We start from the raw sequence: 26236 nt of genomic DNA, 5'->3' as shown, positions 1-26236 counted from the left end.
TTAACGATTACGCTCTTTCATCGCACGGTCCATCTCGCGTTTTGCATCGCGTGCGGCGATACTGTCACGCTTATCGTGCAGCTTTTTGCCCTTGCACAGGCCGATTTCGACCTTCACACGCGAGCTTTTGAAATAAACCGCCAGCGGAATGACCGAATAGCCGTCCTGCTTGGTCTTGCTGAACAGGTTGACAATCTCACGCTTGTGCATAAGCAGCTTACGCACGCGCAACGGGTCCTTATTAAAGATATTACCCTTTTCGTACGGCGAAATATGCATGCCGCGCACGAAAATCTCACCGTCCTTGAACGAACAGTAGGAATCCTTGAGATTGATCTGTCCCAAACGGATAGACTTTACCTCGGTACCCGCAAGCTCGATGCCCGCTTCATACTTTTCCTCGACAAAGTAGTCATGCCATGCCTTTTTGTTGGCCGCAATCTGCTTTGTGCCCTTTTTGTCAACAGCCATGGCGAAACCTCCCTTACCGTGGTACATCTTATAATAACACGATTGCACGCATTTGTAAAGTTACGTCTGTGTTACAGAGTGTCCTCTCGTGCAGACGGTTTGCCTTTTTGCCGCAGACTGCGGCTGGGAGCGCCGCTGCGCGCGGCAGGCGCACAAGAGGGTAGACAACCTGCAGTTTTCCACCCTCTTGTGAATTACCCCTTTTCCCTTAGAGGGCTTGGGTGCAGATGGTAGACTGCGTAAGCGTAGAAAAAGAGGAACGACAGAGGATTTTTTCTACTTCGTGGTATAACACCTTTCCGCATTGTCGGCTGCATTACTGCTACACATATGGTTTACTCTACGCAGGCGCGGCATACCCATGCCGCGCAACACGTTTTCCGGTGCAGGTTATCCATCACCTGCGAGTAAAACTTCTGCTTATTGATGAATACTACTACCGTGGGGCGGCATGACCCCATGCCGCCTTGCAAACCTTTTGCACAATTTTAATTTATCGGCACGTGCCTGTAGGGGCGCGCATTGCGCGTCCTTTTTACCTTCTACACAATTTCAATTCCTTGACACATACTCCGTAGGGGCGGACCAATGTGTCCGCCCTGTGAACCGTTACACCAGTCGTTAAAACGGGCGCACACCGCTGTGTTATATCATTCCCACATTTGCGGTCACTCAAACAAAAAGGAGGCTGCACGCCTCCTTTTTTTCTCATATGCACTTACTGCTCCCGGAAGTGCACCTTACCGGTCTCAGCGTCCATGCCGTCCACGATAGCGAGCGACTCGAGCTGATAGCCCAGATTGCGGATAATACGGCCGCCCTGCTGGAAACCCTTCTCCACGGCAATGCCGATGCCCTCGACCGTACCGCCGGCCTGTGCCACGATGGAGATCAGGCCCTGCAGCGCACAGCCGTTTGCCAGGAAATCGTCGATAACAAGCACATGGTCATCCGGACCGAGGAACTTTTTAGAAACGATAACCTGATTCTTACACTTATGTGTAAAGGATTCAACCTCGGCAACATAAACCTCGCCGTCGATGTTGACACTCTGGGTCTTCTTCGCAAACACGACCGGAACGCCGAAATGACGAGCCACGATGCAGGCAATGCCAATGCCGGATGCCTCAATGGTAACGATCTTGTTGATCGGCTTGTCCGCGAAACGGCGCTTGAACTCCTCGCCCATCTGATCAAACAGGTTAATATCCATCTGATGGTTCAGAAAGCTGTCTACCTTCAGAATGTTGCCTTCCTTAACAACGCCATCCTTGACAATTCGTTCCTCTAAAAAGTTCATGCTGCCACTCCCTGTTTTTTGCTTTATTTTCATCAGCTCTGCAATAGCTGCACTTGGTATTTTATCATTGTACTATACTTCGACAGGTTTTTCAATCATTCGTGCGGAAATTATTCCTCAATTTTCTCCGCATACTGCTGAATGATTTCCGCAACCTGCTCATGCGTGCCAACGGCGTTGATAAACTCCAGCAGCGCATTTGCCGTCATGTGCGCAGGCAAATCCAGCGCGTGCAGAACGGCAGCGCGGCGCGCCGTGCTGTCCGATCTGCCGGACAGTCCCCACTCGTAAAAATCCGCCTTGGTGATGACCGGATGCACAGGTGTTTCGATTTCGTCCTGCTGTGCAAAGGTTGCACCCGCTCGGCGGAGCGCGTCCAGAATCACCTGCGGACGCATGCCCTCCACGCCCAGCTTGCCCTCCTTGGAGCCATGCCGCTTGCGGCGTTCCTTGCCCGCGATATCGGGCACATACGCCTGCTTGACGCAGCCCTTCGGCAGTGCGCCCTTGAGGTAATTGCGGATGACAAAGCCCGCACCGTCACTGTCGGTCAGCACGATGAGGCCGCGCGTTTCCGCGATACGGCGCAGCAGCTTGAGCTGGTCTTTATTGTTAAAAATGCGGAATCCGCCGCTTTCGAGCACCACGGTGTCCACCACCTGCCGAACGGTGTTCACGTCATACCGTCCCTCTACCAGAATCGCTTCCCTGATGCGCGTCATTTCTTTTCCCCCTTCAGCTCTGCCGCCATGGTGAGCAGCGTCAGCTCGATCTGCTTCTGCCGGTCTGCCGCGCCGCCCTTGAGTGCGGCATCGGTCTCCGCGCACAGCGAGGCCGCCTTTCGCAGCCAACTGAGCGGCACACGCCGTGCTGCATTCTGAATCTGCCTTGCGTAGTACGGCGATTTCGAGCCGATCATCTCCATCAGCTGTTTTTCGCCGCCGCGATTCTCCGCGCACAGCTTGGCGGCATACAGACGCTGAATATGACGCGTGATAGCAGTGAAGATCATGACCTCGTTGTTCTTCTGCGCGAGCAGCTCACCGACGAGTGCGACCGCCCGATCAAACCTGCCTGCGGTTACCGCGTCGGTCAGATCAAACACGACGGCATCCAGCACCGGCGAGCATACCGCGTCAATGTTATAGCGCTTGATAACGCCGGTTGTGGTATGCGCGGCTGCCTTTTCCATCTCACCGGCGAGGTTGGTCATGGAATTGCCGCACAGAAAGATCATGTACGATGCATCTCCCGGTTCGATCATGCAGCCAAGCGCCTTGGCACGCCGCTCGAGCCACGCCACCAGCTCCTGCTCCTCCGCGTGTGCGAACTCGGCAAAGCAGGCGCGCTTCTCGAGTGTCTTGTACAGCTTGGTTCGCTTGTCCGGCTTGCCGTCCAGCACGTCGTAGTAGAACACGAGGCAGACGTACTCCGGCAGGTCGCTGAGCACGCTCGGCAGCACGTCTGCGAAGCCGGCAGGCGGCTTGAACAGGTCGAAGTCCTTGACGATGATGAGCTTTTTATCTGCCATCGCGGGATAGCTGTCAATGGCTTCGGTCAGCATTTCCGGTGTCAGGCCCTTGCCCTCGAACTCAATAAGATTGAAATCCGCAAAGGTCTCGTCCACCACCTTCTGCCGCAGCTGCCGCAGATAGTATTCCTTCATGTAGCTTTCCTCGCCCGAAATGATGTACAGCGTGGCAAATTCGCCGTTTTTCAGGTCGCGGATCAGCTGTGATTTTCCGTTTGGTTTGGTTTCTCTTGCCGCCATGTGTTACTCCTTTTTGAACTGCCGTGCGATCTCACCTTCCCTATAGGTGCTCTGCACGTCCAGTCCCTTGTGCGACCGCAGTCCCTTCTCCGAACTCGCCGCAATGATGATATGCTGTGCGCCTGCCGCTTCGGCGTACTGTGCCATGCTTTCGCCGCTGCTCAGATGGTTCGCGCTGATCACCAGCTCCGCTGCGGCAGGCAGCGTGTTTTTCTCTAAATAGGCCGATAGCTGTTTCTCGGTCGGACTGTGCAGAATCAGCACCTCGTCCGCTATGCTTACGGCCAGTTTTCCCTCGGTGATCGGGAAAATCTCCACCGGTGCGATCGGGTTCGCAAGCGTCACCGGCTCGCTTATCTCCCGCGCCTCACGCTCGTGCACGAAGGAAAGCAAATCGGCGTTGGTCTTGCGCTCCTGACAGCCTGCGGGCATGAGCAGTTCCCCAACCTCGACCGTTTCCATCAGCTCCGGCAGGTTGCGCGCATGTCCCTGATCGACCGCGGTCAGCACAACCGTATCCAGCCGCTTCAAACCATTCCAGCGCAGCCACTCGCGCACCTGACGCGCAGCATTCCGGTAGCTGCCGCAGTCGATGAGCATCGCGTGTTCGGTGTCGCTCAGCAGAACGGCCTGACCGCTGCCGCATGGCAGATACGTCACCGTATAGTGGCCGTTCTGGTACTGCACCTCGGCGATACACAGGCCGGTCAGCACCACAGCGAGACACGGCAGCACGGCTTTCCATTTGACGTGCTTTCCGGCAGTCAGCCACACGAGCAGCGCCGCGAACACGATGCCGAGCGCCGCCAGACCGAAGGTGTTGTTCGGGTGCAGCGTGCCGAAGCCGAGGTCCGCGATGGTATTCGCTGACCAGAGCAGATAGCTTATGAGCGGACGCACCAGTCCGGCGAGCATCGGCACAAGCGCCGGACAGACCGCTGCTGCAACACACAGCACGAACCCGCCCACAAAGCAGAGCGAAGTCACGCCGACCGTCATCAGGTTGCTGATGGGCGACAGCACGGACACCGCGCCGAACGAGGTCAGCAGAATCGGTACTGTAAATATCGTAGCGCAAACCGTGCAGCTGAGTGCGCTCGTGATGACCGCAAGCACCTTGCGCACGAGTTTCGGCGCACCGGCAAACGGCTTTTCGAGTGCATGCTGCAGCTTCCCTGCGAACAGGATAAGACCGAGCGTGGACGCGAATGAAAGCTGCAGGCCCACGCTTGCAATCGAGTACGGATTGACAAGCAGCAGAACAGCCAGTGCCATCAGCAGCGCGTTCAATCCGCCCGACCGGCGCCGGAGCAGAAATCCGCCTGCGGCCGTCAGGTACATCAGTGCCGCACGCAGCACGGACGGCGTGGCTCCCGCGACCGGCACAAACAGCAGCACCAGTGGGATGGACACAACCGTTCCCCACCGTTTGCCGAACAACAGCGTGCAGAACCCGACAAGAAAGCCGATGTGCAGTCCGGAAACGGCCACCAGATGGCTTAAACCGGCAATACGGAACGCCGTCTGGTCGGTGTCGCTCAGGTTTTTGCTTCCGCCGACCAGCAGTCCGGTCAGCAGACCGGCTTCGCGTTCCGGAAGGGCACGCTGCACCGCATTTCGGCAGAACCGTGCGATCCTCTGCGGCGCAAAGCGCAGGCTGTCCCGCTTGGAATCTAAGACCTCAAATTTTACCGGATTGTGCTCCTCGTCGGTCGCATACGCGCCCGCGATATAGCAGCCCTCGGACGCCTGATACGCCGCACGGTCAAAGCCGCCGAGCGTGTCCGGCACATAAAGTGTGGCCGCGGCACGCACCCTGTCTCCTGCCAGCAATGGCGGTTCGGTTTCCGGTAAGTAGCACCGCAGGCGAAACCGCCTGCCGTCTGCAGTCTCCGCCGATAGCAGCACGCGCTGGTCAGTATCGTACACCTCGGCATCCCGCAAGGCGGTCGCGGTGATCTCCTGCGTTTCGCCGGCTAAAGCACGAATGGGCGCGACCCGCAAATCCCGGAACACGGCAAAGCCGGTCAGCGCAAGAGCGGCAGCCGCCAGCACGGCAAACACAGTCAGCAGACACTTGTGGCGGCGCAGGAACACAGCCGCAAGCACCAGCAGAAGCGCAATCGGCGCGGCAATGCCAAGCTGCACCGGCAGCTCCAGGCAGACTGCCGCGTACAGCGCGGCAGCCATCGGCGGCACCAGATAAACCAGAGGGCGTTCTCGCATACGGGTCACTCCCTTGCCTTTTCTACTATTATAGCAAAGACCGGAACGCACCGCAACCGCAGACCGCCTTACAGCGTATTTCTGCGGAACCGGGTCGGTGTTGCGCCGGTTTTCTCGGTAAAGGCTGTAATAAAGTTGACCTCACTGCGGTAGCCGACACGGAACGCGATCTCCTTGACCGAAAGCGACGTGGACTGCAGCAGGGCCTTTGCCTCGTCAATCCGGTGCAGCATAATGTACTCGTGCGGGGAAAATCCGGTCGTGCTGCGGAACAGCCGCGAGAAATGCGACGGACTCAAGCTGACCGCGTCCGCCACCTTCTCCACGGATAACGATTCAAACAGGTGTCCTCCGATATACTTGACCGCCTGTGCAATGGCATCGTTTTTCCGGTCGGGTCCCGCCTGTGCCGGAAACAGCAGCGCGCACAGGATTCGGTAGATGCGCTGCGAGCGGTCCAGCTCGGTCATATCGCCGGTGCGCAGACCGGAAATGATCTGTGCCAGCTCCTGCTCGATGCGTAAATTCGCCGGCGGCGTAAGCACCTGCCTGCCGCCGCGGAACGCGAGTATCTGCTCGAAAAATGCCTCCGCGTTTGCGCCGTCAAAGTGAATCCAGAGCGCTTCCGCGTCGCCCTTGGTATAAAAATGATGCGGTCTGCGGCAGTCCACCAGTCCGATCTGTCCGCGCTCGACGCAGTAGAGCTGGTCGGTCTCAAAGTACATCGTACCCGAGCGAACGTAGGTCAGAAAGAGATTCTTGTGGCTCTCCAGATGGGCGATGTCGCAGCTGTCGAGAAAATTATACCGCGCATCGTAGTAATAATGTCCCACGCGGGTGACGTAGTAAAACAGCCGCCGAGCGGTCGCAGACGGCGTTGAGAAAAATCGTTCCGAGCGCGACAGCACACCCGGCTCACTGAAAACCTTCACGGCATTCCCTCCTCTGCTTTCTATGATAGCACAAAATATGAATAGATTGCAGTATTTTGTTATTGCTAAATCAAAGAAAATTCGGTATGCTGTTAGCAGAAGTAAAAAAGCTGAACCGGAACGATAGATATTGCGGTCTGTCTCATTTGGTCGGCTTTAGGTAACACCGCATAATTAAACAAGAGCGATTTGTGAGGAATTTTGCGTGCTGATTAGGCGCGGCTTTGCAGCAATACTTTGTGTATTGCAAAAAGTCGGAACGACATCAGCGCACAAAATTACCGCAAAGCGTCGCAGTTTAATTATGCGGTGTTGCCTCCACAAAAAGGGGTTGTTGTAATGATAAAGGAAAAGACGTTTTATAAATCCTTTATGGTGCTGGCACTGTCGCTGGCGCTGCAGAACCTGCTCACCTACGGCGTAAACCTGATGGACACCATGATGCTCGGCCGGTACAGTCAGGATGCCATGGGCGGCGTAAGCCTGTGCAATCAGGTGCAGTTTCTGCTGCAGATGCTGGTCGTCGGTGCAGGCGAGGGCGCGGTCGTTATGGGCTCGCAGTACTGGGGCAAAAACAAGCTGGAGCCGATCCCTCACATCATCGGTGTGGCTTTGCGCTTCGGCGGTACACTGGCGGTGTTGATGTTCGGCATTGTACTGTTCTTCCCGCACCAGCTGCTGTCGCTGCTGTCCAACTCACCGACGGTCATCGCGGAAGGTGAAAAGTATTTCCAGATCATCTGCTTTACCTATATTATCTTTACAATAACCAATATTCTGGTCGCGTCTCTTCGCTCGATCGGTGTAGTAAAGATCGGCTACATGATCTCGGGTTCGACGCTCATCATCAACGTGTGCCTGAACTACTGCTTGATCTACGGCCACTTCGGCTGTCCGGAGCTGGGTGTGCGCGGTGCGGCTATCGCAACGCTGGTTTCCCGCTGTGTGGAGCTGCTCATCGTCATTTACTACCTGAAGTTTAAGGAGCACAAGCTCAATCTGAGCCTGCGCAAGCTGGTTCACATCGACACCAGCTATGTGCAGGATTACATGCACGTTTCCCTGCCGGTGCTCATCAATCAGGCGCTCTGGGGCGTAGCGCAGATGGTACAGACCGGTATCCTCGGCCATCTCGGCGGCGATGCCACGGCTGCCAACGCGATTGCAGTGCAGGTATATCAGGTTCTGTCGGTTGTCTGCTATGGCGCCGCGTCCGCATCCGGCATTGTGGTCGGCCGCACCATCGGCGAGGGCAATCAGCAGCGGCTGCATCCGCTCGTACATACACTGCAGGTCCTGTTCGTCTCCATCGGACTGTGCTCGGGTCTTTTGATCTTCCTTCTGCGCGTACCGATTCTTGCGCTGCTCGGCGGTACGCTCACCGAAACGGCGTACAAGTATTCTCTGCAGTTCATGATGGTGCTCGCCATCACAACGGTCGGCACCTCGTACCAGATGGCATGCGATAACGGCATCATCCGCGGCGGCGGCGACACCAAGTTCAGCGCCAAGATGAATATCATCAGCATGTGGCTTATCGTCGTGCCGTTCTCGGCAATGGCAGCTTTCTGGTGGAAGTTCCCGCCGGTTGTCGTGTTCTTCCTGCTCAAGTGGGATCAGCTGTATAAGATCATTCCCGTGGCTATCCGCCTGCACAGCTGGAAGTGGGTCAAGAAGGTTACGCGTCCGGATACCGCGGAAGGTTAAGCCAACACCGCACAATTAAAGCAGCGGCGCTTTGCGGAAATTATGCGGTATTGCCTTAAAATCGAATTTATCCTACCTCTCTCTTTGGAGCTCGCTGTAAGGCGGGCTCCTTTTTTCTGCACCGGGTTTCCGGGGGATTTTCGCTTGCGAAGCGAACGGAACTGCGCTGACGCCGCGCGGGCGCACAAGAGGGTAGACACCTGCGGTTTCCACCCTCTTGTGAAACTCCCCTTTTCCCTATTAGCACGGCGAAAATCGGAGAGCGGCGACCGCTGCGAAATGGGGAACGGCAGTCGGGTTACCGCAGCGTATCTTTCGCAACCTATTCGCAGTTCACAGATAGCGTACTGCTACACAGACGGTTTACTTCCAGCAGAGCGCGGCATACCCGTGCCGCGCAACTCGTTAGCGCGTTGTTATAGACAGAACCTGCGAAGATAAATTGTACCAAACGCCTAAATTCGCAGGGGCCGTGCGCTATAACGCGCCAAAGGGTTGCGCGACACGGTTATGTCGCGCCTGCGCAGATGAAATCACATGTGTAGCAGAACAGTATCTGACACTGCGAACAGGTTGCGAAAGATACGGAAGAAAAAATCCTCTGCCGTACTCCTTTTCAAAGCGGTCACATGTCGGTAATCTGCGCCAGACTAACAAACAAGGGAAAGGCAGGAGTTCAAAGAGGAAGGGAAACCGCAGGTGTCCCTTCCTTTTTGCCCCCGCGGCGGGCGCCGCATCACCCCAGCGGCGGGCGCCGCACACTCCGCAGAGCGCAACTTTCCGCGATTTCAGTTGACAACTGCCCGCAAAAGTGGCATAATAGATACGCAATACAGAAAATGCGATGAGGAAACGAGTTTTCCATCCGCCGTTCTTCAGAGAGAGGACATTCGCTGCAAGTCCTTGTCCGGTGCGGAAAACAGCCACTTCCGAGCAGTCTGCAACTGAAACAGACCGTCCGATCCCCGATACCGGATTACCGAGATGGATATGGCATACCCATATTCAAATCAAGGTGGTACCGTGGAAGCATGCTTTCGCCCTTGAAGTCCGGGCGGAGGCTTTTTTCATTTTCTGTTTTATTTCCGTAAATTCTTTTTTGGAGGAATCAATTTATATGCAGTACAGAGGACTCAACGAGCTGCGCGAGATGTACCTCAGTTTCTTTGAAACCAAGGGTCATCTCCGCCTGCCGAGCTTTTCGCTCATCCCGCAGAACGACCCGTCGCTTCTGCTCATCAACTCCGGCATGGCGCCGATGAAGCCGTTCTTCACCGGCGAGCAGGAGCCGCCGCGCCACCGCGTTACCACCTGCCAGAAGTGCATCCGCACCGGTGATATCGAGAACGTTGGCAAGACCGCCCGTCACGGCACCTTCTTCGAGATGCTGGGCAACTTCTCCTTCGGCGACTACTTCAAGCGCGAGGCCATTCACTGGAGCTGGGAATTCCTGACCAGTCCGGAGTGGGTCGGCATTGACCCGGATCGCCTGTATCCGTCCATCTACGTTGACGATGACGAGGCATTCGAGATCTGGAACAAGGAGGTCGGCATTGCACCGGAGCGTATCTTCCGCTTCGGCAAGGAGGACAACTTCTGGGAGCATGGCTCCGGTCCGTGCGGCCCGTGCTCTGAGATCTACTACGACCGCGGCCCCGAGTACGGCTGCGGCAAGCCCGGCTGCACCGTCGGCTGCGACTGTGACCGCTACATGGAGGTATGGAACAACGTATTCTCCCAGTTCGACAACGACGGCCACGGCAACTACTCTGAGCTGAAGCAGAAGAACATCGACACCGGCATGGGTCTGGAGCGTCTGGCGTGCGTGGTACAGGGCGTTGGCTCCCTGTTCGACGTTGACACTGTGCGCAACATCACCAACAAGGTTTCCGAGATCGCCGGCAAGCACTACGGCGATAGCGATAAGACCGATGTTTCCCTGCGCGTTATCACCGACCACATCCGCTCCACCGTTATGATGATCTGCGACGGCGTTATCCCGTCCAACGAGGGCCGCGGCTACGTTCTGCGCCGCCTGCTGCGCCGCGCCGTTCGTCACGGCAAGCTGCTCGGCATTGACAAGCCGTTTATGTCCGACGTTGCTTCCACCGTTATCAACGAGTCCGGCGGCGCATATCCGGAGCTGGTTGAGAAGCAGAAATATATCCACAAGGTTATCGAGAACGAGGAAGCCAGCTTCAACAAGACCATCGACAGCGGTCTGGCTATCCTGAATGACAAGATCGCCGCTTCCGACGGCAAGGAGCTGTCCGCTGCGGACGCATTCCAGCTGTATGACACCTACGGCTTCCCGATCGACCTGACCCTTGAGGTACTCGAGGAGCAGGGCATGACCACCAGCCGCGAGGAGTTCGATCGCCTGATGAACGAGCAGCGCGAGCGTGCCCGTGAGGACCGCAAGAAGATGGGCGACCTCGGCTGGCAGAGCGAGGATCTGGGTCTGGACAAGTCCATCAAGACCGCATTTGATGGCTACACCACCCTTGAGGAGTCCGCAAAGATTCTGGCTATCGTAAACGAGGGCGAGGTTTCCGGCGCAGCTGCCAAGGGTGAGAAGATCACCGTTGTACTCGACCGCACCCCGTTCTACGCGGAGATGGGCGGCCAGATCGGTGACCACGGCGTTATCACCGGCAAGAACGGCGCAATGACCGTTTCCGATGTTCAGAAGACCAAGGACGGCAAGTATATGCACATCGGCGTTGTCACCGAGGGCGAGCTGTCCGTTGAGGACGAGGTTACGGCTTCTGTTGATGCGGCTTACCGTCAGGCTATCTGCCGTGCACATACCTCCACCCACCTGCTCCAGAAGGCGCTCCGCAACGTGCTCGGCGACCATGTTGAGCAGGCAGGCTCCTACACTGCAAACGATCATATCCGCTTCGACTTCACCCACTTTGCAGCGCTGACCGCTGAGGAGCTGGCTAAGGTCGAGGATATGGTAAACGATGCAATTCTGGCAGGCAGCCCGGTTATCACCGAGGAAATGAGCATTGACGATGCCAAGAAGAAGGGCGCTATGGCGCTGTTCGGCGAGAAGTACGGTCAGACCGTCCGCGTGGTACAGGCCGGTGACTCCATCGAGCTTTGCGGCGGTACCCACCTCGACAACACCGCGAAGGCCGGTTCGCTCAAGATCATCGGCGAGGCCTCTGTTGCAGCAGGCGTGCGCCGTATCGAGGCCGTTACCGGCAAGGCTGTCCTCAAGCTGATGAACGACCGTCAGGCGGTTCTCAACGAGGCTGCTGCAGTACTCAAGACCAATCCGAACGAGCTGTCTGCCAAGATTGAGCAGCAGGTAAACGATATGCGTGCTCTCAACAAAAAGCTCGAAAAGATGGGCGCAAAGGTCGCTGCGATGCAGATGGTTGACCTGTTCAACGTATCCCGCAACATCAAGGGCGTAGACGTGGTTGCCACCAAGCTGGATGACGCATCTGCCGACATGCTCCGCACCATGGGCGATGACATCAAGAGCAAGAAGGAGAACATGGTTGCTGTTCTCTCCGCAGTCAACGGCGACAAGGTAAGCCTGCTTTGTGTCTGCGGCGCCGAAGCTGTCAAGAAGGGCGCACACGCCGGCAAGATCATCAAGGAAGTTGCCAAGATCGTTGGCGGCGGCGGCGGCGGCCGTCCGGACAGCGCAACCGCAGGCGGCAAGAATCCGGCAAAGCTGGAGGAAGCACTCGAGGCTGTCAACAACATCGTTGAAGCAATGCTGTAATAAACTTTAGAGGAAAGCCGCGGGAACGCTCTCGCGGCACTCCCCTTTCAGAAAGGAGCGATCATTCCATGGAAGATTGTCTGTTCTGTAAAATCATCGCGGGCGATATCCCGTCAAGCAAGGTGTACGAGGATGACCTCTGCTACGCCTTCAACGATATTGACCCGCAGGCTCCCACGCATTTTCTCGTGATCCCGAAGCAGCACATCCAGTCTGTGGCCGCCGTTGATGCATCCAACAGCGCGGTTGTGGCGCACTGCTTTGAGGTTATCGCGAAGATTGCGAAGGAGCGCGGCATGGACAGCTTCCGCGTGGTCTCCAACATCGGAGAGCAGGCGGGTCAGAGCGTGTTCCATCTGCATTTCCACGTCCTTTCCGGACGGGATATGACCTGGCCGCCGGGCTAAACCTTCTTCTAAGGGGGACGCTGTCCCCCTTAGATACCCACAAAGTTCCGTAGAAACTTTGTGGGATATCCCCCTCTCGTCCGCACAACGGACGAGGCCGTGCCGCTGCGGCACGGGCAGTGGAGAAAAAGTCCGGCAGAGCCGGACTTTTTCAGGGAATTGAATCGGCGTACTGCGGTACGCCGCTGCCTGCGCTTGCGCGAACGGCAGAAAAAAGGCACACCGTTTGGTGTGCCTTTTTGTATGCGTTGGTTTACATTTTGCTTTTTCCTTAAATAATGATGCCGTTGCAATGGTCGATTTCGTGCTGGATAATCTGTGCGATCCAGCCGGTGAAGGTTTTCAGTCTCGTCTGGAACTTTTCGTTCTGATACTGCACCTTGATGGATTGCCAGCGGCGCGTTTTGCGCGTGCCGGTCAGCGACAAACAGCCCTCCTCGGTCTCATAGCCGCCGGACTGCTTGACGATTTGCGGGTTGAACATCACCATATACGTTCCCTCGTTATCAAACGCGATAATGCGCTTGTTCACGCCGATCATGTTCGCCGCCATGCCGACACAGCCGTCCTTATGCGCTTCGAGCGTTTCCAGCAGGTCGGTTGCGGTTTGGATATCGTCCGGCGTGGCCTGCTCGGCCTTCTGCGCTAAAAATTTCTCGTCTTTGCAGATTTCCTGAATCATATTGTGCTCCTTATTTATGTTTGCGTTCCCAGTCGGCCATAACAGCCAGCTGCTCCGGTGTGCGGAACCAGTGCTCGCCTTGCGGCACGATGATCAGCTCCGCACCGGATTTTGCCGTGTAAGTGCGGATAGTCGCCAAGTCAGTCATGCTGTCATTTTCGCCGTAGAGAATGTACTGCGGGCAGTACCAGTCCTTTGCCGGATGCTCCCGCACCCAGCAAAGGTAGTCCCACGAGAGCATATCCCCTTCCCTTGCGGGATACATGCCGCGCTCGCGCAGGATTTGCTCGGTAATGCCTGCCGCGCATATTCTGTCACAGATCAAGCGCTCCATATCCACGATGGGCGACACGAACAGCGCTTTTTCCGGTGCGGCAAACGCCAGCCGCGCAAAATACGCCCCGATGCTGGTCGCGCGCACGTTTGTCGCGCGCCAGTGTGCTCTTGCGTAAGCCATCACGCGGGTGAGTTCGGGTGCGGCTGTCCATGGTGCAAATTCCTCATCCCGGTTTTGGCGTGTGCCGTGATTCGGCAGGTCGATGGACAAAACCTGTGCATCCGGAGCCACTATTTCTGCAAACGGAAGGGCTTCTTCCTTGCGGCCGAATTGCCCGTGAACGAACAGCCACAGCGTGTCCGACGGCTCGCCGTACAGCACCGCCGGTGTGTTTTCGATAAAGAATTGTTCGGTTGTCACGCGTTATCCTCGTCTGCCAGCCAGTTCAGCGCACACCAGGTATGCAGCGCTGCACCGCGCGGCAGGATATCCTCGTTGAACACGACTCTTTCGTTGTGCATCGGCTCACCGAACGCAGGATTTTCCTGCTTGGTGCCTGCACCGATGAGCAGGTATGCGCACGGTAAATCGTAGGTGTAGGACGCAAAATCCTCCGAGCCCATGCCGCCCTCGTCCATCCGATAGATCAGCTTTTCACCGAACAGTGCACCGGCAAGGTCTGCCATACGATTGGTCAGCGCAACGTCATTCCTGAGCGGCGGCGCGGACGCGATCTCTTCCGTGACGGCTGTGCCGCGGAACGCCTGTGCGGTACACTGTGCGATTTCCCCGATGCGGGTGAAGATCTGCGCGGACAGGTCGCGGTCAAAGCTGCGGATGGTGCCCTCGAGCACCGCGGTCTGCGGGATGATATTGGGCGCCTCACCGCCGGTCATGCGGCCGATGGTCACGACAGCCGGCGTTTTTGCACCGATCTCGCGGCTGATGATCTCCTGCAGCGACAGGTAAATGTGGCTTGCGATATTGAGCGGGTCCACGCCCTTTTCCGGCATTGCGCCGTGGCATCCAACGCCGTTTACCGTGATGCGGAACAGCGTGCAGCCCGCCATAAACGTGCCGCGTCCGCACAGAACCAGTCCGGACGGTGTGCCCGAATTGACGTGCAGCGCAAAGCCTGCCTGCGGTGCCGGGTCTTTCAGCACGCCCGCCGAGAGCATGGCCTTTGCGCCGGTAAAGCCCTCCTCGTCCGGCTGAAACACCAGCTTGATCGTGCCTTGCAGCTGCGTCCGGTACTCCTGCAGCAGCTGTGCCGCACCGAGCAGCATCGCCGCGTGCATGTCGTGGCCGCAGGCGTGCATGCAGCCGTTCGCGGATGCGAAATCCAGTCCGGTCTGCTCGGTCACGCACAGCGCGTCCATGTCGGCGCGCAGGAGCAGACAGCGGCCGGTCTCGGTGCCGGTTATCTCTGCGACGACACCACCCGCCAGCTCGCGCGGCTGATAGCCCATCTCAAGCAGGCGTTTTTTGACGCAGGCTACAGTGTTCGGCAGGTCGGTGCCGACCTCGGGTGCAGCGTGCAGTGTCCGCCGGTCGCGGACAATATCCTCTCGGATGCGCTCTGCCGATGCAAGCACCTGCTCCGCCGTTATGGTTAAGGTTTGTGACATGGTTTTACCTCCCTTGTCGGTGTTGCCCTATATTACAGCAATACCGCATAATTGAACAGAAGCGATTGTGGTATGCCTTAAGTATACCATAAATTGCAGGAAAAAACCGCTCTGTTTTTATTTGGCGCAGCCATTTCCCGTATTTGCCTTGACGAAACGCGCTGTAAATTGTATCATATAGGTATATCATTGTGTCCACATGGCAACTTGGCGGCAGCGTGACAGGCTGAGGAGAAATCCGCCGATGTCATCCAGATGCAACGCAAACAAAGGGAGTATGTAGGTATGAAAAAAATTCTAAACAGCCTGCCGTTCAAGCTGCTGCTTGGCGTTGCGGTGGGCATCGTGCTCGGTCTGGTGGCGAACGAGGCCGTGATGAACGTGGTCGTGACGATCAAGCAGGTGCTCGGTCAGATCATCACGTTCTGTGTGCCGCTGATCGTTATCGGCTTTATTGCGCCGTCCATCACCAAGCTGGGCCACAACGCATCCAGAATGCTGGGTATTGCGCTCATTATCGCGTATGTGTCGTCGGTCGGCGCGGCGCTGATGAGCACGGCAGCCGGTTACGCACTCATTCCGCACCTGTCGATCGTATCGCAGGTTGACGGCCTGCGTGAGCTGCCCGAGGTACTGTTCCAGCTGGAGATTCCGGCGGTCATGAACGTGATGAGCGCACTGGCGCTGTCGCTGATGGTCGGTCTGGCCATCACCTGGACCAAATCCAAGATGATGGAGTCCCTGCTTGACGAGGTGCAGAACATTGTCCTCGCCATCGTCACCAAGATCATCATCCCGATTCTGCCGTTCTTTATCGCGTCCACCTTCTGCGGTCTGGCGTATGAGGGCACGATCACCAAGCAGTTTCCGGTGTTCATCAAGGTCATCATCATCGTTATGATCGGTCATTATATCTGGATGGCGCTGCTCTATGGAGTTGCGGGCGCATACTCGGGCAAGAACCCGATCGAAGTAGTGAAGCACTACGGTCCAGCGTACATCACCGCAGTCGGCACGATGTCCTCCGCAGCGACTTTGGCAGTTGCTCTGCGCTGCGCAAAGAAATCCACGGTGCTGCGCAAGGACATGGTTAATTTCGGTATTCCGCTGTTCGCCAACATCCATCTGTGCGGCTCGGTGCTGACCGAGGTTTTCTTCGTCATGACAATCTCGCAGATTCTGTACGGCAAGATTCCGTCTATCGGAACCATGATCCTGTTCTGCGTGCTGCTCGGCATTTTCGCCATCGGCGCACCCGGCGTGCCGGGCGGTACGGTTATGGCTTCGCTCGGTCTGATCACCGGCATCCTGCTGTTTGACGGCACCGGCACCGCGCTTATGCTGACCATCTTTGCCCTGCAGGACAGCTTCGGCACCGCCTGCAACGTCACCGGCGACGGCGCGCTGACGCTTATTCTGACCGGCTACGCGAATAAGCATCATATCGCGGAGGAAAAGCGTGAGGTTGAGGCAGCAGAAGTTCAGTAATCAAATATGAGAAAAGGAGCCTGCTTTTGCGGGCTTCTTTTTTGTATCGGGAGAAAACAGGTGCTATGATGGGAAAAGTGCGGTGTATCGCATACGGTGCAGCGTATGCGTTGGTTATTTCGACCGCACCGGAAGCAAGCGCTGCAAAGCAAATTTGCTGCAAGAATTTTCACAAAACACTTGACTTTTCCCTCCGGATTTGGTATCCTATTTAGGCAAGGTTTGATAGACCGTTGCAAATCCGGGTGTAGCGCAGCTGGTAGCGTGCTTGACTGGGGGTCAAGAGGCCGCAGGTTCAAGTCCTGTCACTCGGACCATGTAAAACCGCTTATTCGTAATGAATAGGCGGTTTTTTGTTGCTTTTGTGGCGTTTATGAATCTTGCAGACTGCATTAAAATCCAAGCCGAAACAAAACGGATGCCTCTCCAAGCACAGAGAAGCATCCGTTTTGCAATTTCAATTATTTAACAGAAAACTATAGCCGCAGCACACAGCAAATCACGAAGCGACAATCACACGGATTTTCCCGCCGTTTTCCGCCGTTTTATTGGCGTATACGCGGAAGCTCGTGTAGTTGGATTTCGCCGTCTGCAGCGAAATAAACCTGTTCTGCTCCGAGATATAAACGCCGATGTTCTCTGCCAGCTCGTAATAGCCGTCCTTGGTGCGGACACCGGAGGAACCGTCAAATGCAGACGACTTTACCGTGTCGATCAATGTCAGCTTGAGCGTATCCAGTGAGGTATTGACGATGCTTGCATCGGTTGAGTACCCTCTGGGGACTGCAATCGGTACACCGCCCAGACCGCGCGGCAGCGTGAGTACACGGAATGTGCTTTCCTCCTGCTTTGCCCCGTCCCAATGGCGAAGCACAACATATTCCGGAGAATTGCCATTTTCCTCATCCGTCTTATCTCGCTTGCCATAGCCAATACCATAAATCCAGCTTTCTCCGGTCACATCGCCCAGAACAATATTCGTAACCGTACCTGCATTATCCTGCACGGTATACTTAATCTGCGAAGCCGGAACCGAGGTCAGGTCAATATCGCTGACGTTGATCGCGTTCAGCGGTGCGCCGGAGAGCACCTCCTCACATACACGCGCACCTTGGAGGAAACGGCGTTACCGCCCAGCTTGCCCTCCGCAACAGACCAGTTTCCGGCGGTCTTTCCGGAAAGCGTGCGGCGAATCAGGTCTGCCCCATCACCGGACTGGCTGACCGTAACAAGACGACCCATCACATCGGTTTTTACGTCCTTGGCGATCGGAATATCCCGCAGTGTCAGACCGTTTGTCAGCGTGACCGTAGCCTTTTCCCCGCCAATTTTGGTGACAATGCCCTGCATCTCCGCGCTGACGTCCTTTTTCGGATACGCAGCCGCAACATTGCCGTCCGCGTCAAACAGCAGCGTGATGTAATCGTTCAGCTTCATATCCTTGAACGTTACCGCCGCCTCGGAGGAAACCGAGAATTTCTGTCCCAGAATATCCACCTGAGAGGGATGGCTGTACGTTGTCGAGTCGGTCTGATATTTTCCGCTCAGCTTGGTATCCGAAACGATCGCCTGACGGTTTGCGGCATCGAGCGTCACAACATCGTACTTTTTCAGCTTGCTCGCGTCGATCTTCGCACCGTTTTTGATGATCGTATACTCCGCCGGAATCCTGCGCGAGGTCGCCAGACCGTAAACAAACGAGTGCGCGGCGCCTGCTGTCGTTTTCGGCAGGACTGCCATCAGCTGCAGCACACCGTACTCATTGTAGTACAGGCTCAGTGTATCTCCGCTCTGCAGGTTCGCCCATACATTTTCATACTCGCCCATGGCATGATCGCGGCTGATATACAGCTTGGTCTTACGGTCCGGACGCAGTGTTCCGTTCGTAGTAACGATACGATCCGCTGCCGCATTGACAACCTCATAAGTTTCGGTCTTGTTGCCGTTCGGAATCACACCGACCGCAACCTTGCTGCTGCCCTTGCCGATAACGATCGTGCCGTACACGCCGATCATGCTGCTGTCCAGCGTACCGGCGGTCTTACGGGGAGATTCCGTATCCACAACACCGTCCTCATAGAACAATGCCGCATCCGCAGCAAGGGCGCTGTATGTCTTTCCGGTCTCGAGCAGAATGCAGTCCTTGACCGTCGAGGACGCGACCTTGTCAAGCAGTGTGCTGCCCTCTTCTCCCTTTTTATCCGTATTCAGAGCGTTCAGCAGAAGCACCGCCGCATCTCCGCGCTTGACTGCGGCACGCGCATCCGCAATCGTGACACCGTCCGTCAGACCGATGGCCTGTGCCTGCGCGATATAGTCCGCAGGCCAGAACGGACCGACGTCCTCCTCTTTATAGCCCAGCATACGCAGCAGCATGGTGCAGACCTCACCGTAGCTGACAATCTTATCCGGGCCGAAGCTGCCGTCCGCATAGCCGCGGATGATGGACTTTTCCTTCAGCTCCGGATGGCGTACTGCCGCGTTGATATACGGCGCTGCCCAGTGCGAATGCTTAACATCCGGAAAAATCGTGTAGCTGGCATACGGACTTACATCCGTCACACCCATGGCAGTAACCGCCAGCTTGCAGAACTGCGCCCGCGTCAGCGCCTTGCCCGGCGCGAAGCTGCCGCCGCCTACGCCCTGCATGATACCCAGTGCATCCAGAACGGCGGCCGTCTGCGATACCCTGCTGTCTGAAATATCGGTAAACACCGCCGAAGCCGGTGCAACCATGATCAAGCCTGCCAGACACAGGCTGACAAATCTTTTTTTCATTTTCCTACCTGTCCTTTCCTTTTACTGCGTCCGCAGCGCATCTACCGGCTGCAGATTCGAGGCTTTATTGGCGGGATACAGTCCGAAGATGATACCCAGCAGCGCAGAAAACAGAAATGCGCCGATGACCAGTCCCGCAGAGGGCAGTACGGTGAACTGCTCCACGGTCGGCATGTAGCTGTTCTGCGTTTTCGCGAGCAACAGATTGCCCAACACCGCCGAAAGAAAGCAGCCGAGCACAATGCCGATCACACCGCCGCAGCACGAGACCACCGAGGCTTCTACCAGAAACTGCCCGATAATATCCCGCTTGCGGGCGCCGATTGCCATACGGATACCGATCTCGCGGGTGCGCTCGGTAACAGACACCAGCATGATATTCATAATGCCGATACCGCCGACGAGCAGCGAGATTCCGGCGACACCGCCGCCGAGCAGCGCAAGCATGTTGTTGGAGGACTCGCTCTGCTCCTGCCACTGGCTGTCCGACGAAGCAGAAAAGTATCCGTTTCCCGCCTCGCAGCGGCCCTGCATAAAGCCCGGCAGAAGCTCGTCTGTCAGCTCGGTAATCGCTTCCTTGTCCGCCGCCTTCACGATATACTGGCGGTCTGCCATGCCGTATACACTCATCATCGTGCTCTGCAGCGTGTACGGCATCACAATCATCTGATCGTCTGTATTCAGCTTACCGTCATACTTGCCGGCATACACGCCGATGACCTCAAAGCCCTTGCCGCCAATCTGCAGCTTCTGCCCGATCGGACTCATCGCCCCGAAGAAATACTTGCGCAGTGTTTCTCCGATCACACAGACGCGGGCGCGCGTGCGGCAGTCCGCAGCGGAAATATCCCGTCCGGCGGAAATCGCATGACTTGTCACCTCGCCGTAATGCTCGTTGCCGAAGTACATATAGGTGTAGCCGCTGTTGCTGTCGTTGTTATCCAGCCTTTTGGCCCGGTACTGGATGCCGCTGTTCTGCCAGTCGTAATACTGGCTCTGCGGCGACCATGCGGCGATTTTGTCGGACAGATCATTCGTCATATAGTCCTCAAACTCCTGCCAGTCGCGGTTTTTCGCACCGTATCCGTAGATGTCGATGCGGTTGACGCCCATCGCCTCATACTGCAGGCGCTGCAGCTTGCTCGTGCCCTGAATCGACGCCACGATAGCGATAACCGATGCCACACCGATGATGATGCCGAGCATGGTCAGAATCGAGCGAACCTTGTTGTTCAGGATGGACTTGAACGCCATACGAACCGTCTGCATCCAATTCATACGGCCCCTCCTTTCGTGTCCGAAATGATCCTGCCGTCCTGTATCGTCACGATGCGTTTTGCCATCTGTGCAAGATGGTTGTCATGCGTGATGAGGATGATGGAGGTTCCCTGCTCATTGAGTGCAGTCAGCTTGCGCATAATATCCAGACCGGAAGCAGAATCCAGGTTGCCGGTCGGCTCGTCCGCCATGATGATCGGCGGCTTTGCCGCCACTGCCCGCGCGATCGCAACACGCTGCTGCTGTCCGCCGGACATCTCACCCGGACGGTGATCCATGCGCTTTTCCAGTCCGACCGAGACTAACGCCTCCTGTGCCAGACGGCGGCGCTCCTCCCGCGGCATACCGCGGTAGATGAGCGGCAGCTCGACATTTTCGAGCGCCGTCAGCGCCGGAATCAGATTAAAGCCCTGAAAGATAAACCCGATCTCCCGGTTGCGGATACCGGACAGCACAGACGGCTTCATATCGCTGACCGGCTGCCCGTTCAGATGATAGGAGCCGTAGGTCGGAATATCCAGACAGCCGAGAATGTTCATCAGCGTGGACTTGCCCGAGCCGGACTGTCCCAGAATGCACAGGAACTCCCCCCATTGCACCTGCAGCGAGATGTCATCCAGTGCACGTACTTCGTTTTCTCTTCCTTCGTTGTAAATCTTGCTCATGCGCTGAACGTCAATTAACAATTCAGCGCGGCGCTCCGTGTCAGGAGTCTGCGCGTTTCTTTCCCACATAAGCGCGCCCTCCTTAACCGACGGACATACCGGCGGACATGCCGTCACCCGACATTTCGGCGTACAGATCGCTCGGACCGGCGAGGAATACCTCGGTGCCCTCTTCCAGACCGCCGAGGATTTCCGTGTTGGTCGAATCGGCAATACCGGTCTCAACCGGTACAAGCTGATAATCCTCCGGAATACCTTCGGTACCCTCGGGAATCGGCAGGGTTTCCTCAAACGGAATCTCGTTTCCGTTCTCGTCCGTCAGCGGCTTGGCGAATACAGCTGTGCCGCTGTCCGTGTTGACGATAGCCGACGACGGTACCATCAGGCAGCCGTAGGACGAGGCCGTCGTGATTTTATATTCGATCGACATACCGCTGTAAATTTTCTGTCCCTCCAGCGGATCCACCGAAATGACCGCCTTGAAGGTCGGCATGCTGCCCTGCCCGTCACCGGAGCTCTGTGTCGGCTCCAGCGCTACCGACTGCACCTCGCCGGTCAGCGAAATCTCGGAGCCGTCCGACGCGTACATCGTCATAGTCGCCTGCTGTCCTTGCTGCACCGAGCCGATATCCATCGAGGAGACCTCGGCGTTGACGACAATATCATTCAAATCGGCAACCACAACGAGCGTCTCCGAGCCGGTCGCCTCCTGTCCTTCAACCGCGTTCAGGCTGACAACAATGCCGTCCATCGGAGAGGTAACGGTCGAGTTCTGAATCTGCTGCTGCAGTTCGGCAATGTGTGCCCGCTTTTCGTTTGCAGCCGTCTTTGCACTGTCAACCGTGCGGTTTGCCGCCGCAATGCCATTCTGCGCGGCTGCAATCTCATCCTGAGAAGCGTCACTCGACAGGGACATAATAAGCGCACCGCCGTTGTAGGTGCTGTAGCTTGTGCCGTTCAGCTTGATGATCTCGCCGCTCATCTGTGCGGTGACGGCTTCCTCGCGGCTGTATTCCAGTGTGCCCGCGTTCGCCGGATAGATCGCACCGAGGCGCCCGGTATTGATCGTCGCGGTGGCTGTCATGCCCTTTGTCAGCGAACCGGGGTTATTCACCGTAATGCCGACGCGGATAACGCGCACACCCGCACTCGAAATCTGCTGCGTTGTCTCGACCGACGATACCGTACCGCTCACCTCGCTCATCGCAGAAGCGATGGATACCGTGGCCGCCTGTCCGGTGCGAATGCTGCGGGCATATTCGGCGCTGAACGCCAGCGTCAGCTTCATCTGGCGGTCATTTACCATGTAGCCGATGACCTGACCCTCGCTCACCTGCTCACCGACACGGAAGGACACATCCTTGTCGTCCGAATCCTTGGCCGGAATCAGTTTGCCGGTAAACGGCGCCGTAATGTGCAGACGGCTCAGTTTTCTCTGCGCCGCGCTCAAGTCGGACTGTGCCTTGGAGACCTCCAGCTGCGCGTCCGAGACACCGCGTTCCGCCTCAGTCAGTGCCTTTTGTGCATCCGCAAGTTCCTTGCGGGTTTCGGTCGGGTCGATCACCAGCAGCGGATCGCCGGTGTGTACCTCGTCGCCCTCGGCGACCAGCACCTGTGTTACCTTGCCCTTAACCTCCCGGCCAAGTTCCTCGCGTTTTTTTGCAGCAGTAACGCCGCTTCCCTCTATGTAGGTCTCCAGATCACCGCAGCTGACCATAGCCGTGGTCTGCGTCACGTCCTCCGTACCCGCATCACGGGATTTCACCACAGCCCAGATGCCGCCGCCAAGCAGCAGCGCAACTGCCGCCGCCGTAATGCCGATACGCGCACCCTTGCTCAGTCTGCGCTTTTTGCGATTCATTTTGTCTGCGTATTTGTTGCGCTTCGGCGTCGCCTCGGCTGCAGGCTCTGCCGCGATTTCATCCTGTACCGCAGGCACTGCCTGCGTCTGCTCTAAAGGCGGTTCTTCCTGTTTCTTGTGTCTGTCGAATAACCTCTTCTCGTTTTGACTCATACTATGATGTCCTTTCTGTTCTCTATCCATTATTGATAAAGCGGCATAGCCGCCTTATTCCCACGTAAATCTGTGCTTGCAAAAGGTTAAGCATCCTAATTTGAGTGAATATGACTTTTTCAGCGGCACCTCCACTGCCGCTTCCGATCGCTGTCAGACTTTCTCGGAATTCGTTCCCGTGTCCGCATATTGTACATTTGTGCATCGGACATATATCACCATCATATTAGCATATTGCACAAATCCTTGCAAGACATGTTTGCTTACAATTTAGTGAAAAACACATCCGGACGACTGGTGACGGGCGGAAACGATAAGTTAGAATAAGCTAACCCATCTGCAGTATATACCGTAACTAATAAGGCTGTATATGTCTGTGCTTTTCTTTATTATATGAGCAGAGCAGGTTTTATGCGCTGTCCAAAAGCAAATTTTCAACGCTTGTTTTCCTGCGCTGGCAAAACGCGTTTGCTTATCATATTTTCTGGCTTCCGTCACAGCATTTGCATCTCATATTTCGACCTTTGGTGCGCAACCTACTATCAGCAAAACCCAACACACCAAACCGAATCGAAAAGGAGCGAACAAACATGACTAACACGAAAAATGGTTCTAATCAGGGCATGGTACCGGAAGCGCGCGCGGCAATGGATCGCTTCAAAATGGAGGCAGCTGCCGAGGTCGGCGTAAACCTCAAGCAGGGCTATAACGGCGATCTGACCAGCCGTCAGGCCGGCTCCGTAGGCGGTCAGATGGTGAAGAAGATGATCGAATCCTACGAGCAGAATATGGCAAACCAGGGCTAAACGCTTCTCTTTCCTGCGAAAAAAGGGACACAGAATCATTCCGTGTCCCTTTACTTATGCTTTCTCTGCCTGTCTGCGGAACAGCTCATCAAGTGTTCTGCCGCACTTGTCTTTCCATTTCATCCAGCCGTTCGCGCTTGCGCCCAAAACAAAACAGGCGTCGCACCGGGCGAGGAAAACGACATGGATTTGCTCAGATAATGCTTGTTATCCTGATAAGCGATATCCGTTTTCCGATACAAGTCAAGTTCTATCCATCCGAACAGTGCAAAGCCGCCGCTTCACAGGGAAACGGCGGCTTTTTACTCTTGCTCAGGACTCTCTCCAGTCCGTGAAAATACGCTCTGCGTCAGACGCGCTTGCGCACGCGAGCAGCTTGTCAGCCAGTTCCCTGCATTCGTCGTAGGAGTGCTTTGCAAGGTCTGCCTTTGCTGCCAGCATTGCGGATGCCGACATGGACAGATTGGTCACGCCGAGACCGCACAGCACCGGCGCCATGCCGGCCGTGCCTGCCATCTCGCCGCATACGCCGACTTCGATACCGTTCTCATTCGCTGCTTTGGCCGTCATGGCGATCAGGCGCAGCACGCCCGGATGCAGCGGACGGTACAGGTAGGAAATCTTCTCGTTGATGCGGTCCACCGCGCAGGAATACTGAATCAGGTCATTCGTGCCAATTGAGAAGAAGTCAACCTCCTTCGCCAGCACATCCGCGCAGACAGCCGCCACCGGAATCTCGACCATAATGCCGACCTTGACGTTCGAGTTGAAAGGTACGCCTTCCGCGGTCAGCATGTCCTTCGCCTGCTCGAGCACCTGCTTTGCATCACGCACCTCATCCACCGACGAAATCATCGGGAACATAATGCGCAGATCGCCGTACTGCGCGGCACGCAGCAGCGCGCGAAGCTGAATCAGAAACAGCTCCGGCTGATTCAAGCAAATGCGGATCGCGCGGTAGCCGAGGAACGGATTCTGTTCCTGCTCCAGCGCCAGTGCGGGCACTTCTTTGTCGCCGCCGATGTCCAGCGTGCGGATGATAACCGGCTTGCCCTGCATGATCTCACACGCCTTCTTGTAGGCGGCGAACTGCTCTTCCTCGCTCGGCAGGTCGGTACGATCCATGAACAGGAACTCCGAGCGGAACAGGCCGACGCCTTCACCGCCAAGCTCCGCTACGCGGACTGCGTCATCCGGCGTACCGATGTTGCCCTCGATAATGACACGGCGGCCGTCCGAGGTCGCGCCCTCCTTATCCTTGTACTGCGCGAGCATGGCACGATGCGCCGCATCTGCCTTCTGACGCTCGGCAAAGTCGGCAAGCGTCTGCTCATCCGGCTGCGCCACGACTTCGCCTGCCGCGCCGTCGATCAGCAGCAGGTCGCCGTCCGCGATCTCGTCCGCCTTCTCGCCGGCACCGACAATCGCCGGAATGCCCATCGAACGCGCCATGATCGCCGAATGGCTCGTGCGGCCGCCGATCTTCGTGATAAAACCGGCAACCGGCTTGCCGCCGATCTTCGCCGTGTCGGACGGCGTAAGGTCGTTCGCCACAATAATGCACGGCTCAGTGATCGTGTCGATCGCGTTGTCCGCAATGCCCTTCAGATTCTTAATGACCCGCTGAGAAATATCACCGATGTCTGCTGCACGCGCCTGCATATATTCGTCGTCGAGCGCGCGGAACATCGCCTGAAAGTTCTCGCAGTTGACAAAGCACGCGTACTCCGCGCAAACCTTCTCATCCGTTACAATGTTTGTCATACCCTCGACAAAATCAGGGTCGTCGAGCATCATCAGATGCGCGTCAAAAATTTCCGCCTCAGCCGCACCGATATTCTTTTCCGCATCGTCACGCAGCACTTCGATCTGCTGCTTGGCTTTTTCCACTGCGTCGAGAACGCGCTTGCATTCGGCTTCCGCATCGGCAACGGTCTCCTTAACGACCGAAAGATCTTCTTCCTTGATAACGAGAGCCTTTGCCTTCGCCAGACCCTCCGAAACGCCGATAGCCTTGAATTTAACCATGGGGTTTTCCTCCGTTTTTACGATTGTATTTTT

General features: G+C 56.5%; 20 protein-coding genes and 1 tRNA gene. 6 read left to right on the top strand and 15 right to left on the bottom strand.

The window, feature by feature from the left end; translation table 11 throughout:
* From smpB to DW806_RS07760, 6 genes are all read right to left on the bottom strand, one after another.
* Window positions 1-471, bottom strand: a complete 471-nt coding sequence (gene smpB / locus DW806_RS07785) for an SsrA-binding protein SmpB (RefSeq protein WP_117490323.1) — start codon at window positions 469-471, stop codon at window positions 1-3.
* A 718-nt stretch (window positions 472-1189) separates the two neighbouring features.
* Entirely contained in the window at window positions 1190-1771 is a 582-nt protein-coding gene (locus tag DW806_RS07780; RefSeq protein WP_118479573.1) for a xanthine phosphoribosyltransferase, read from the bottom strand.
* A 110-nt stretch (window positions 1772-1881) separates the two neighbouring features.
* Window positions 1882-2493, bottom strand: a complete 612-nt coding sequence (locus tag DW806_RS07775) for a toprim domain-containing protein (RefSeq protein WP_118729598.1) — start codon at window positions 2491-2493, stop codon at window positions 1882-1884.
* Window positions 2490-3542, bottom strand: coding sequence for a DNA polymerase III subunit delta (holA, locus tag DW806_RS07770; protein WP_118729597.1), 1053 nt, complete (start codon window positions 3540-3542; stop codon window positions 2490-2492). The genes DW806_RS07775 and holA overlap by 4 nt, the downstream gene beginning before the upstream one ends.
* Before the next feature lie 3 nt (window positions 3543-3545).
* Entirely contained in the window at window positions 3546-5768 is a 2223-nt protein-coding gene (locus DW806_RS07765; protein ID WP_118729596.1) for a ComEC/Rec2 family competence protein, read from the bottom strand.
* Window positions 5769-5836: 68 nt separating this feature from the next.
* Window positions 5837-6700 carry an AraC family transcriptional regulator gene (locus tag DW806_RS07760; RefSeq protein ID WP_118729595.1) on the bottom strand — a complete coding sequence of 288 codons (864 nt, stop codon included), beginning with the start codon at window positions 6698-6700 and terminating at the stop codon, window positions 5837-5839.
* 339 nt (window positions 6701-7039) lie between these two features.
* Here DW806_RS07760 and DW806_RS07755 point away from each other — a divergent pair, with 339 nt between their 5' ends.
* The 3 genes from DW806_RS07755 to DW806_RS07745 all read left to right on the top strand — a co-directional run bounded on the left by DW806_RS07755 (window position 7040) and on the right by DW806_RS07745 (window position 12559).
* On the top strand, window positions 7040-8407 hold the full coding sequence (locus tag DW806_RS07755; protein ID WP_118729594.1) for an MATE family efflux transporter: 1368 nt from the start codon (window positions 7040-7042) through the stop codon (window positions 8405-8407).
* A 1117-nt stretch (window positions 8408-9524) separates the two neighbouring features.
* Window positions 9525-12152 (top strand): alanine--tRNA ligase, encoded by a 2628-nt coding sequence (alaS, locus tag DW806_RS07750; RefSeq protein ID WP_118729593.1) that lies wholly within the window; start codon window positions 9525-9527, stop codon window positions 12150-12152.
* A gap of 68 nt (window positions 12153-12220) precedes the next feature.
* Entirely contained in the window at window positions 12221-12559 is a 339-nt protein-coding gene (locus DW806_RS07745) for a histidine triad nucleotide-binding protein (protein ID WP_117490384.1), read from the top strand.
* Window positions 12560-12830: 271 nt separating this feature from the next.
* Here DW806_RS07745 and DW806_RS07740 read toward each other — a convergent pair whose 3' ends face one another.
* Genes DW806_RS07740 through DW806_RS07730 form a run of 3 tightly spaced genes read right to left on the bottom strand, consistent with a single transcriptional unit; the run spans window position 12831 to window position 15146 of the window.
* On the bottom strand, window positions 12831-13241 hold the full coding sequence (locus DW806_RS07740) for a peptide deformylase (RefSeq protein WP_118729592.1): 411 nt from the start codon (window positions 13239-13241) through the stop codon (window positions 12831-12833).
* 10 nt (window positions 13242-13251) lie between these two features.
* On the bottom strand, window positions 13252-13938 hold the full coding sequence (locus tag DW806_RS07735; RefSeq protein WP_117490388.1) for an alpha/beta hydrolase: 687 nt from the start codon (window positions 13936-13938) through the stop codon (window positions 13252-13254).
* Window positions 13935-15146 (bottom strand): M20 metallopeptidase family protein, encoded by a 1212-nt coding sequence (locus DW806_RS07730; RefSeq protein WP_117490390.1) that lies wholly within the window; start codon window positions 15144-15146, stop codon window positions 13935-13937. Before DW806_RS07730 ends, DW806_RS07735 begins: the two co-directional genes overlap by 4 nt.
* A gap of 285 nt (window positions 15147-15431) precedes the next feature.
* Between DW806_RS07730 and DW806_RS07725 the strand changes: the two genes are divergently transcribed.
* Both DW806_RS07725 and DW806_RS07720 read left to right on the top strand, forming a co-directional pair.
* The gene (locus DW806_RS07725) at window positions 15432-16634 is read left to right on the top strand and encodes a dicarboxylate/amino acid:cation symporter (protein WP_118729591.1); all 1203 of its coding nucleotides are present in this window, start codon (window positions 15432-15434) and stop codon (window positions 16632-16634) included.
* Between the two features lie 241 nt (window positions 16635-16875).
* Window positions 16876-16951, top strand: a tRNA-Pro gene (locus DW806_RS07720).
* A 182-nt stretch (window positions 16952-17133) separates the two neighbouring features.
* Here the strand turns inward: DW806_RS07720 and DW806_RS07715 are convergent.
* From DW806_RS07715 to DW806_RS07695, 5 genes are read right to left on the bottom strand one after another with little or no spacing between them, the layout of a single operon-like run.
* Window positions 17134-17724: a hypothetical protein gene (locus DW806_RS07715; RefSeq protein ID WP_118729590.1), complete on the bottom strand. Its 591-nt coding sequence runs from the start codon at window positions 17722-17724 to the stop codon at window positions 17134-17136.
* A complete protein-coding gene (locus DW806_RS07710) occupies window positions 17703-19412 on the bottom strand; it encodes an S-layer homology domain-containing protein (protein WP_118729589.1) in 1710 nt (569 codons plus the stop codon). The genes DW806_RS07715 and DW806_RS07710 overlap by 22 nt, the downstream gene beginning before the upstream one ends.
* A gap of 21 nt (window positions 19413-19433) precedes the next feature.
* Window positions 19434-20690 (bottom strand): ABC transporter permease, encoded by a 1257-nt coding sequence (locus tag DW806_RS07705; RefSeq protein WP_117751170.1) that lies wholly within the window; start codon window positions 20688-20690, stop codon window positions 19434-19436.
* On the bottom strand, window positions 20687-21424 hold the full coding sequence (locus DW806_RS07700; protein ID WP_118564548.1) for an ABC transporter ATP-binding protein: 738 nt from the start codon (window positions 21422-21424) through the stop codon (window positions 20687-20689). Before DW806_RS07700 ends, DW806_RS07705 begins: the two co-directional genes overlap by 4 nt.
* Before the next feature lie 13 nt (window positions 21425-21437).
* A complete protein-coding gene (locus DW806_RS07695) occupies window positions 21438-23369 on the bottom strand; it encodes an HlyD family efflux transporter periplasmic adaptor subunit (protein WP_158578323.1) in 1932 nt (643 codons plus the stop codon).
* 590 nt (window positions 23370-23959) lie between these two features.
* Between DW806_RS07695 and DW806_RS07690 the strand changes: the two genes are divergently transcribed.
* Window positions 23960-24175: an alpha/beta-type small acid-soluble spore protein gene (locus tag DW806_RS07690; protein WP_116705097.1), complete on the top strand. Its 216-nt coding sequence runs from the start codon at window positions 23960-23962 to the stop codon at window positions 24173-24175.
* Between the two features lie 312 nt (window positions 24176-24487).
* Here DW806_RS07690 and ptsP read toward each other — a convergent pair whose 3' ends face one another.
* Window positions 24488-26203 (bottom strand): phosphoenolpyruvate--protein phosphotransferase, encoded by a 1716-nt coding sequence (gene ptsP / locus DW806_RS07680; RefSeq protein ID WP_118729586.1) that lies wholly within the window; start codon window positions 26201-26203, stop codon window positions 24488-24490.
* Window positions 26204-26236 lie beyond the last annotated feature (33 nt).

The sequence above is a fragment of the Butyricicoccus sp. AM32-19 genome (genome assembly GCF_003480365.1).
Lineage (GTDB): Bacteria > Bacillota > Clostridia > Oscillospirales > Butyricicoccaceae > Agathobaculum > Agathobaculum butyriciproducens.
The sequence above is the reverse complement of the archived record's forward strand: the minus strand, read 5'-3'. Positions and strand labels throughout refer to the sequence as shown.

Excerpts from the sequence above, each read along its gene's own strand:
- smpB (WP_117490323.1), bottom strand. The coding sequence starts at position 471 with ATGGCTGTTGACAAAAAGGGCACAAAGCAGATTGCGGCCAACAAAAAG.
- DW806_RS07780 (WP_118479573.1), bottom strand. The coding sequence starts at position 1,771 with ATGAACTTTTTAGAGGAACGAATTGTCAAGGATGGCGTTGTTAAGGAA.
- DW806_RS07775 (WP_118729598.1), bottom strand. The coding sequence starts at position 2,493 with ATGACGCGCATCAGGGAAGCGATTCTGGTAGAGGGACGGTATGACGTG.
- holA (WP_118729597.1), bottom strand. The coding sequence starts at position 3,542 with ATGGCGGCAAGAGAAACCAAACCAAACGGAAAATCACAGCTGATCCGC.
- DW806_RS07765 (WP_118729596.1), bottom strand. The coding sequence starts at position 5,768 with ATGCGAGAACGCCCTCTGGTTTATCTGGTGCCGCCGATGGCTGCCGCG.
- DW806_RS07755 (WP_118729594.1), top strand. The coding sequence starts at position 7,040 with ATGATAAAGGAAAAGACGTTTTATAAATCCTTTATGGTGCTGGCACTG.
- alaS (WP_118729593.1), top strand. The coding sequence starts at position 9,525 with ATGCAGTACAGAGGACTCAACGAGCTGCGCGAGATGTACCTCAGTTTC.
- DW806_RS07745 (WP_117490384.1), top strand. The coding sequence starts at position 12,221 with ATGGAAGATTGTCTGTTCTGTAAAATCATCGCGGGCGATATCCCGTCA.
- DW806_RS07740 (WP_118729592.1), bottom strand. The coding sequence starts at position 13,241 with ATGATTCAGGAAATCTGCAAAGACGAGAAATTTTTAGCGCAGAAGGCC.
- DW806_RS07730 (WP_117490390.1), bottom strand. The coding sequence starts at position 15,146 with ATGTCACAAACCTTAACCATAACGGCGGAGCAGGTGCTTGCATCGGCA.
- DW806_RS07725 (WP_118729591.1), top strand. The coding sequence starts at position 15,432 with ATGAAAAAAATTCTAAACAGCCTGCCGTTCAAGCTGCTGCTTGGCGTT.
- DW806_RS07710 (WP_118729589.1), bottom strand. The coding sequence starts at position 19,412 with ATGAAAAAAAGATTTGTCAGCCTGTGTCTGGCAGGCTTGATCATGGTT.
- DW806_RS07705 (WP_117751170.1), bottom strand. The coding sequence starts at position 20,690 with ATGAATTGGATGCAGACGGTTCGTATGGCGTTCAAGTCCATCCTGAAC.
- DW806_RS07700 (WP_118564548.1), bottom strand. The coding sequence starts at position 21,424 with ATGTGGGAAAGAAACGCGCAGACTCCTGACACGGAGCGCCGCGCTGAA.
- DW806_RS07695 (WP_158578323.1), bottom strand. The coding sequence starts at position 23,369 with ATGAGTCAAAACGAGAAGAGGTTATTCGACAGACACAAGAAACAGGAA.
- DW806_RS07690 (WP_116705097.1), top strand. The coding sequence starts at position 23,960 with ATGACTAACACGAAAAATGGTTCTAATCAGGGCATGGTACCGGAAGCG.
- ptsP (WP_118729586.1), bottom strand. The coding sequence starts at position 26,203 with ATGGTTAAATTCAAGGCTATCGGCGTTTCGGAGGGTCTGGCGAAGGCA.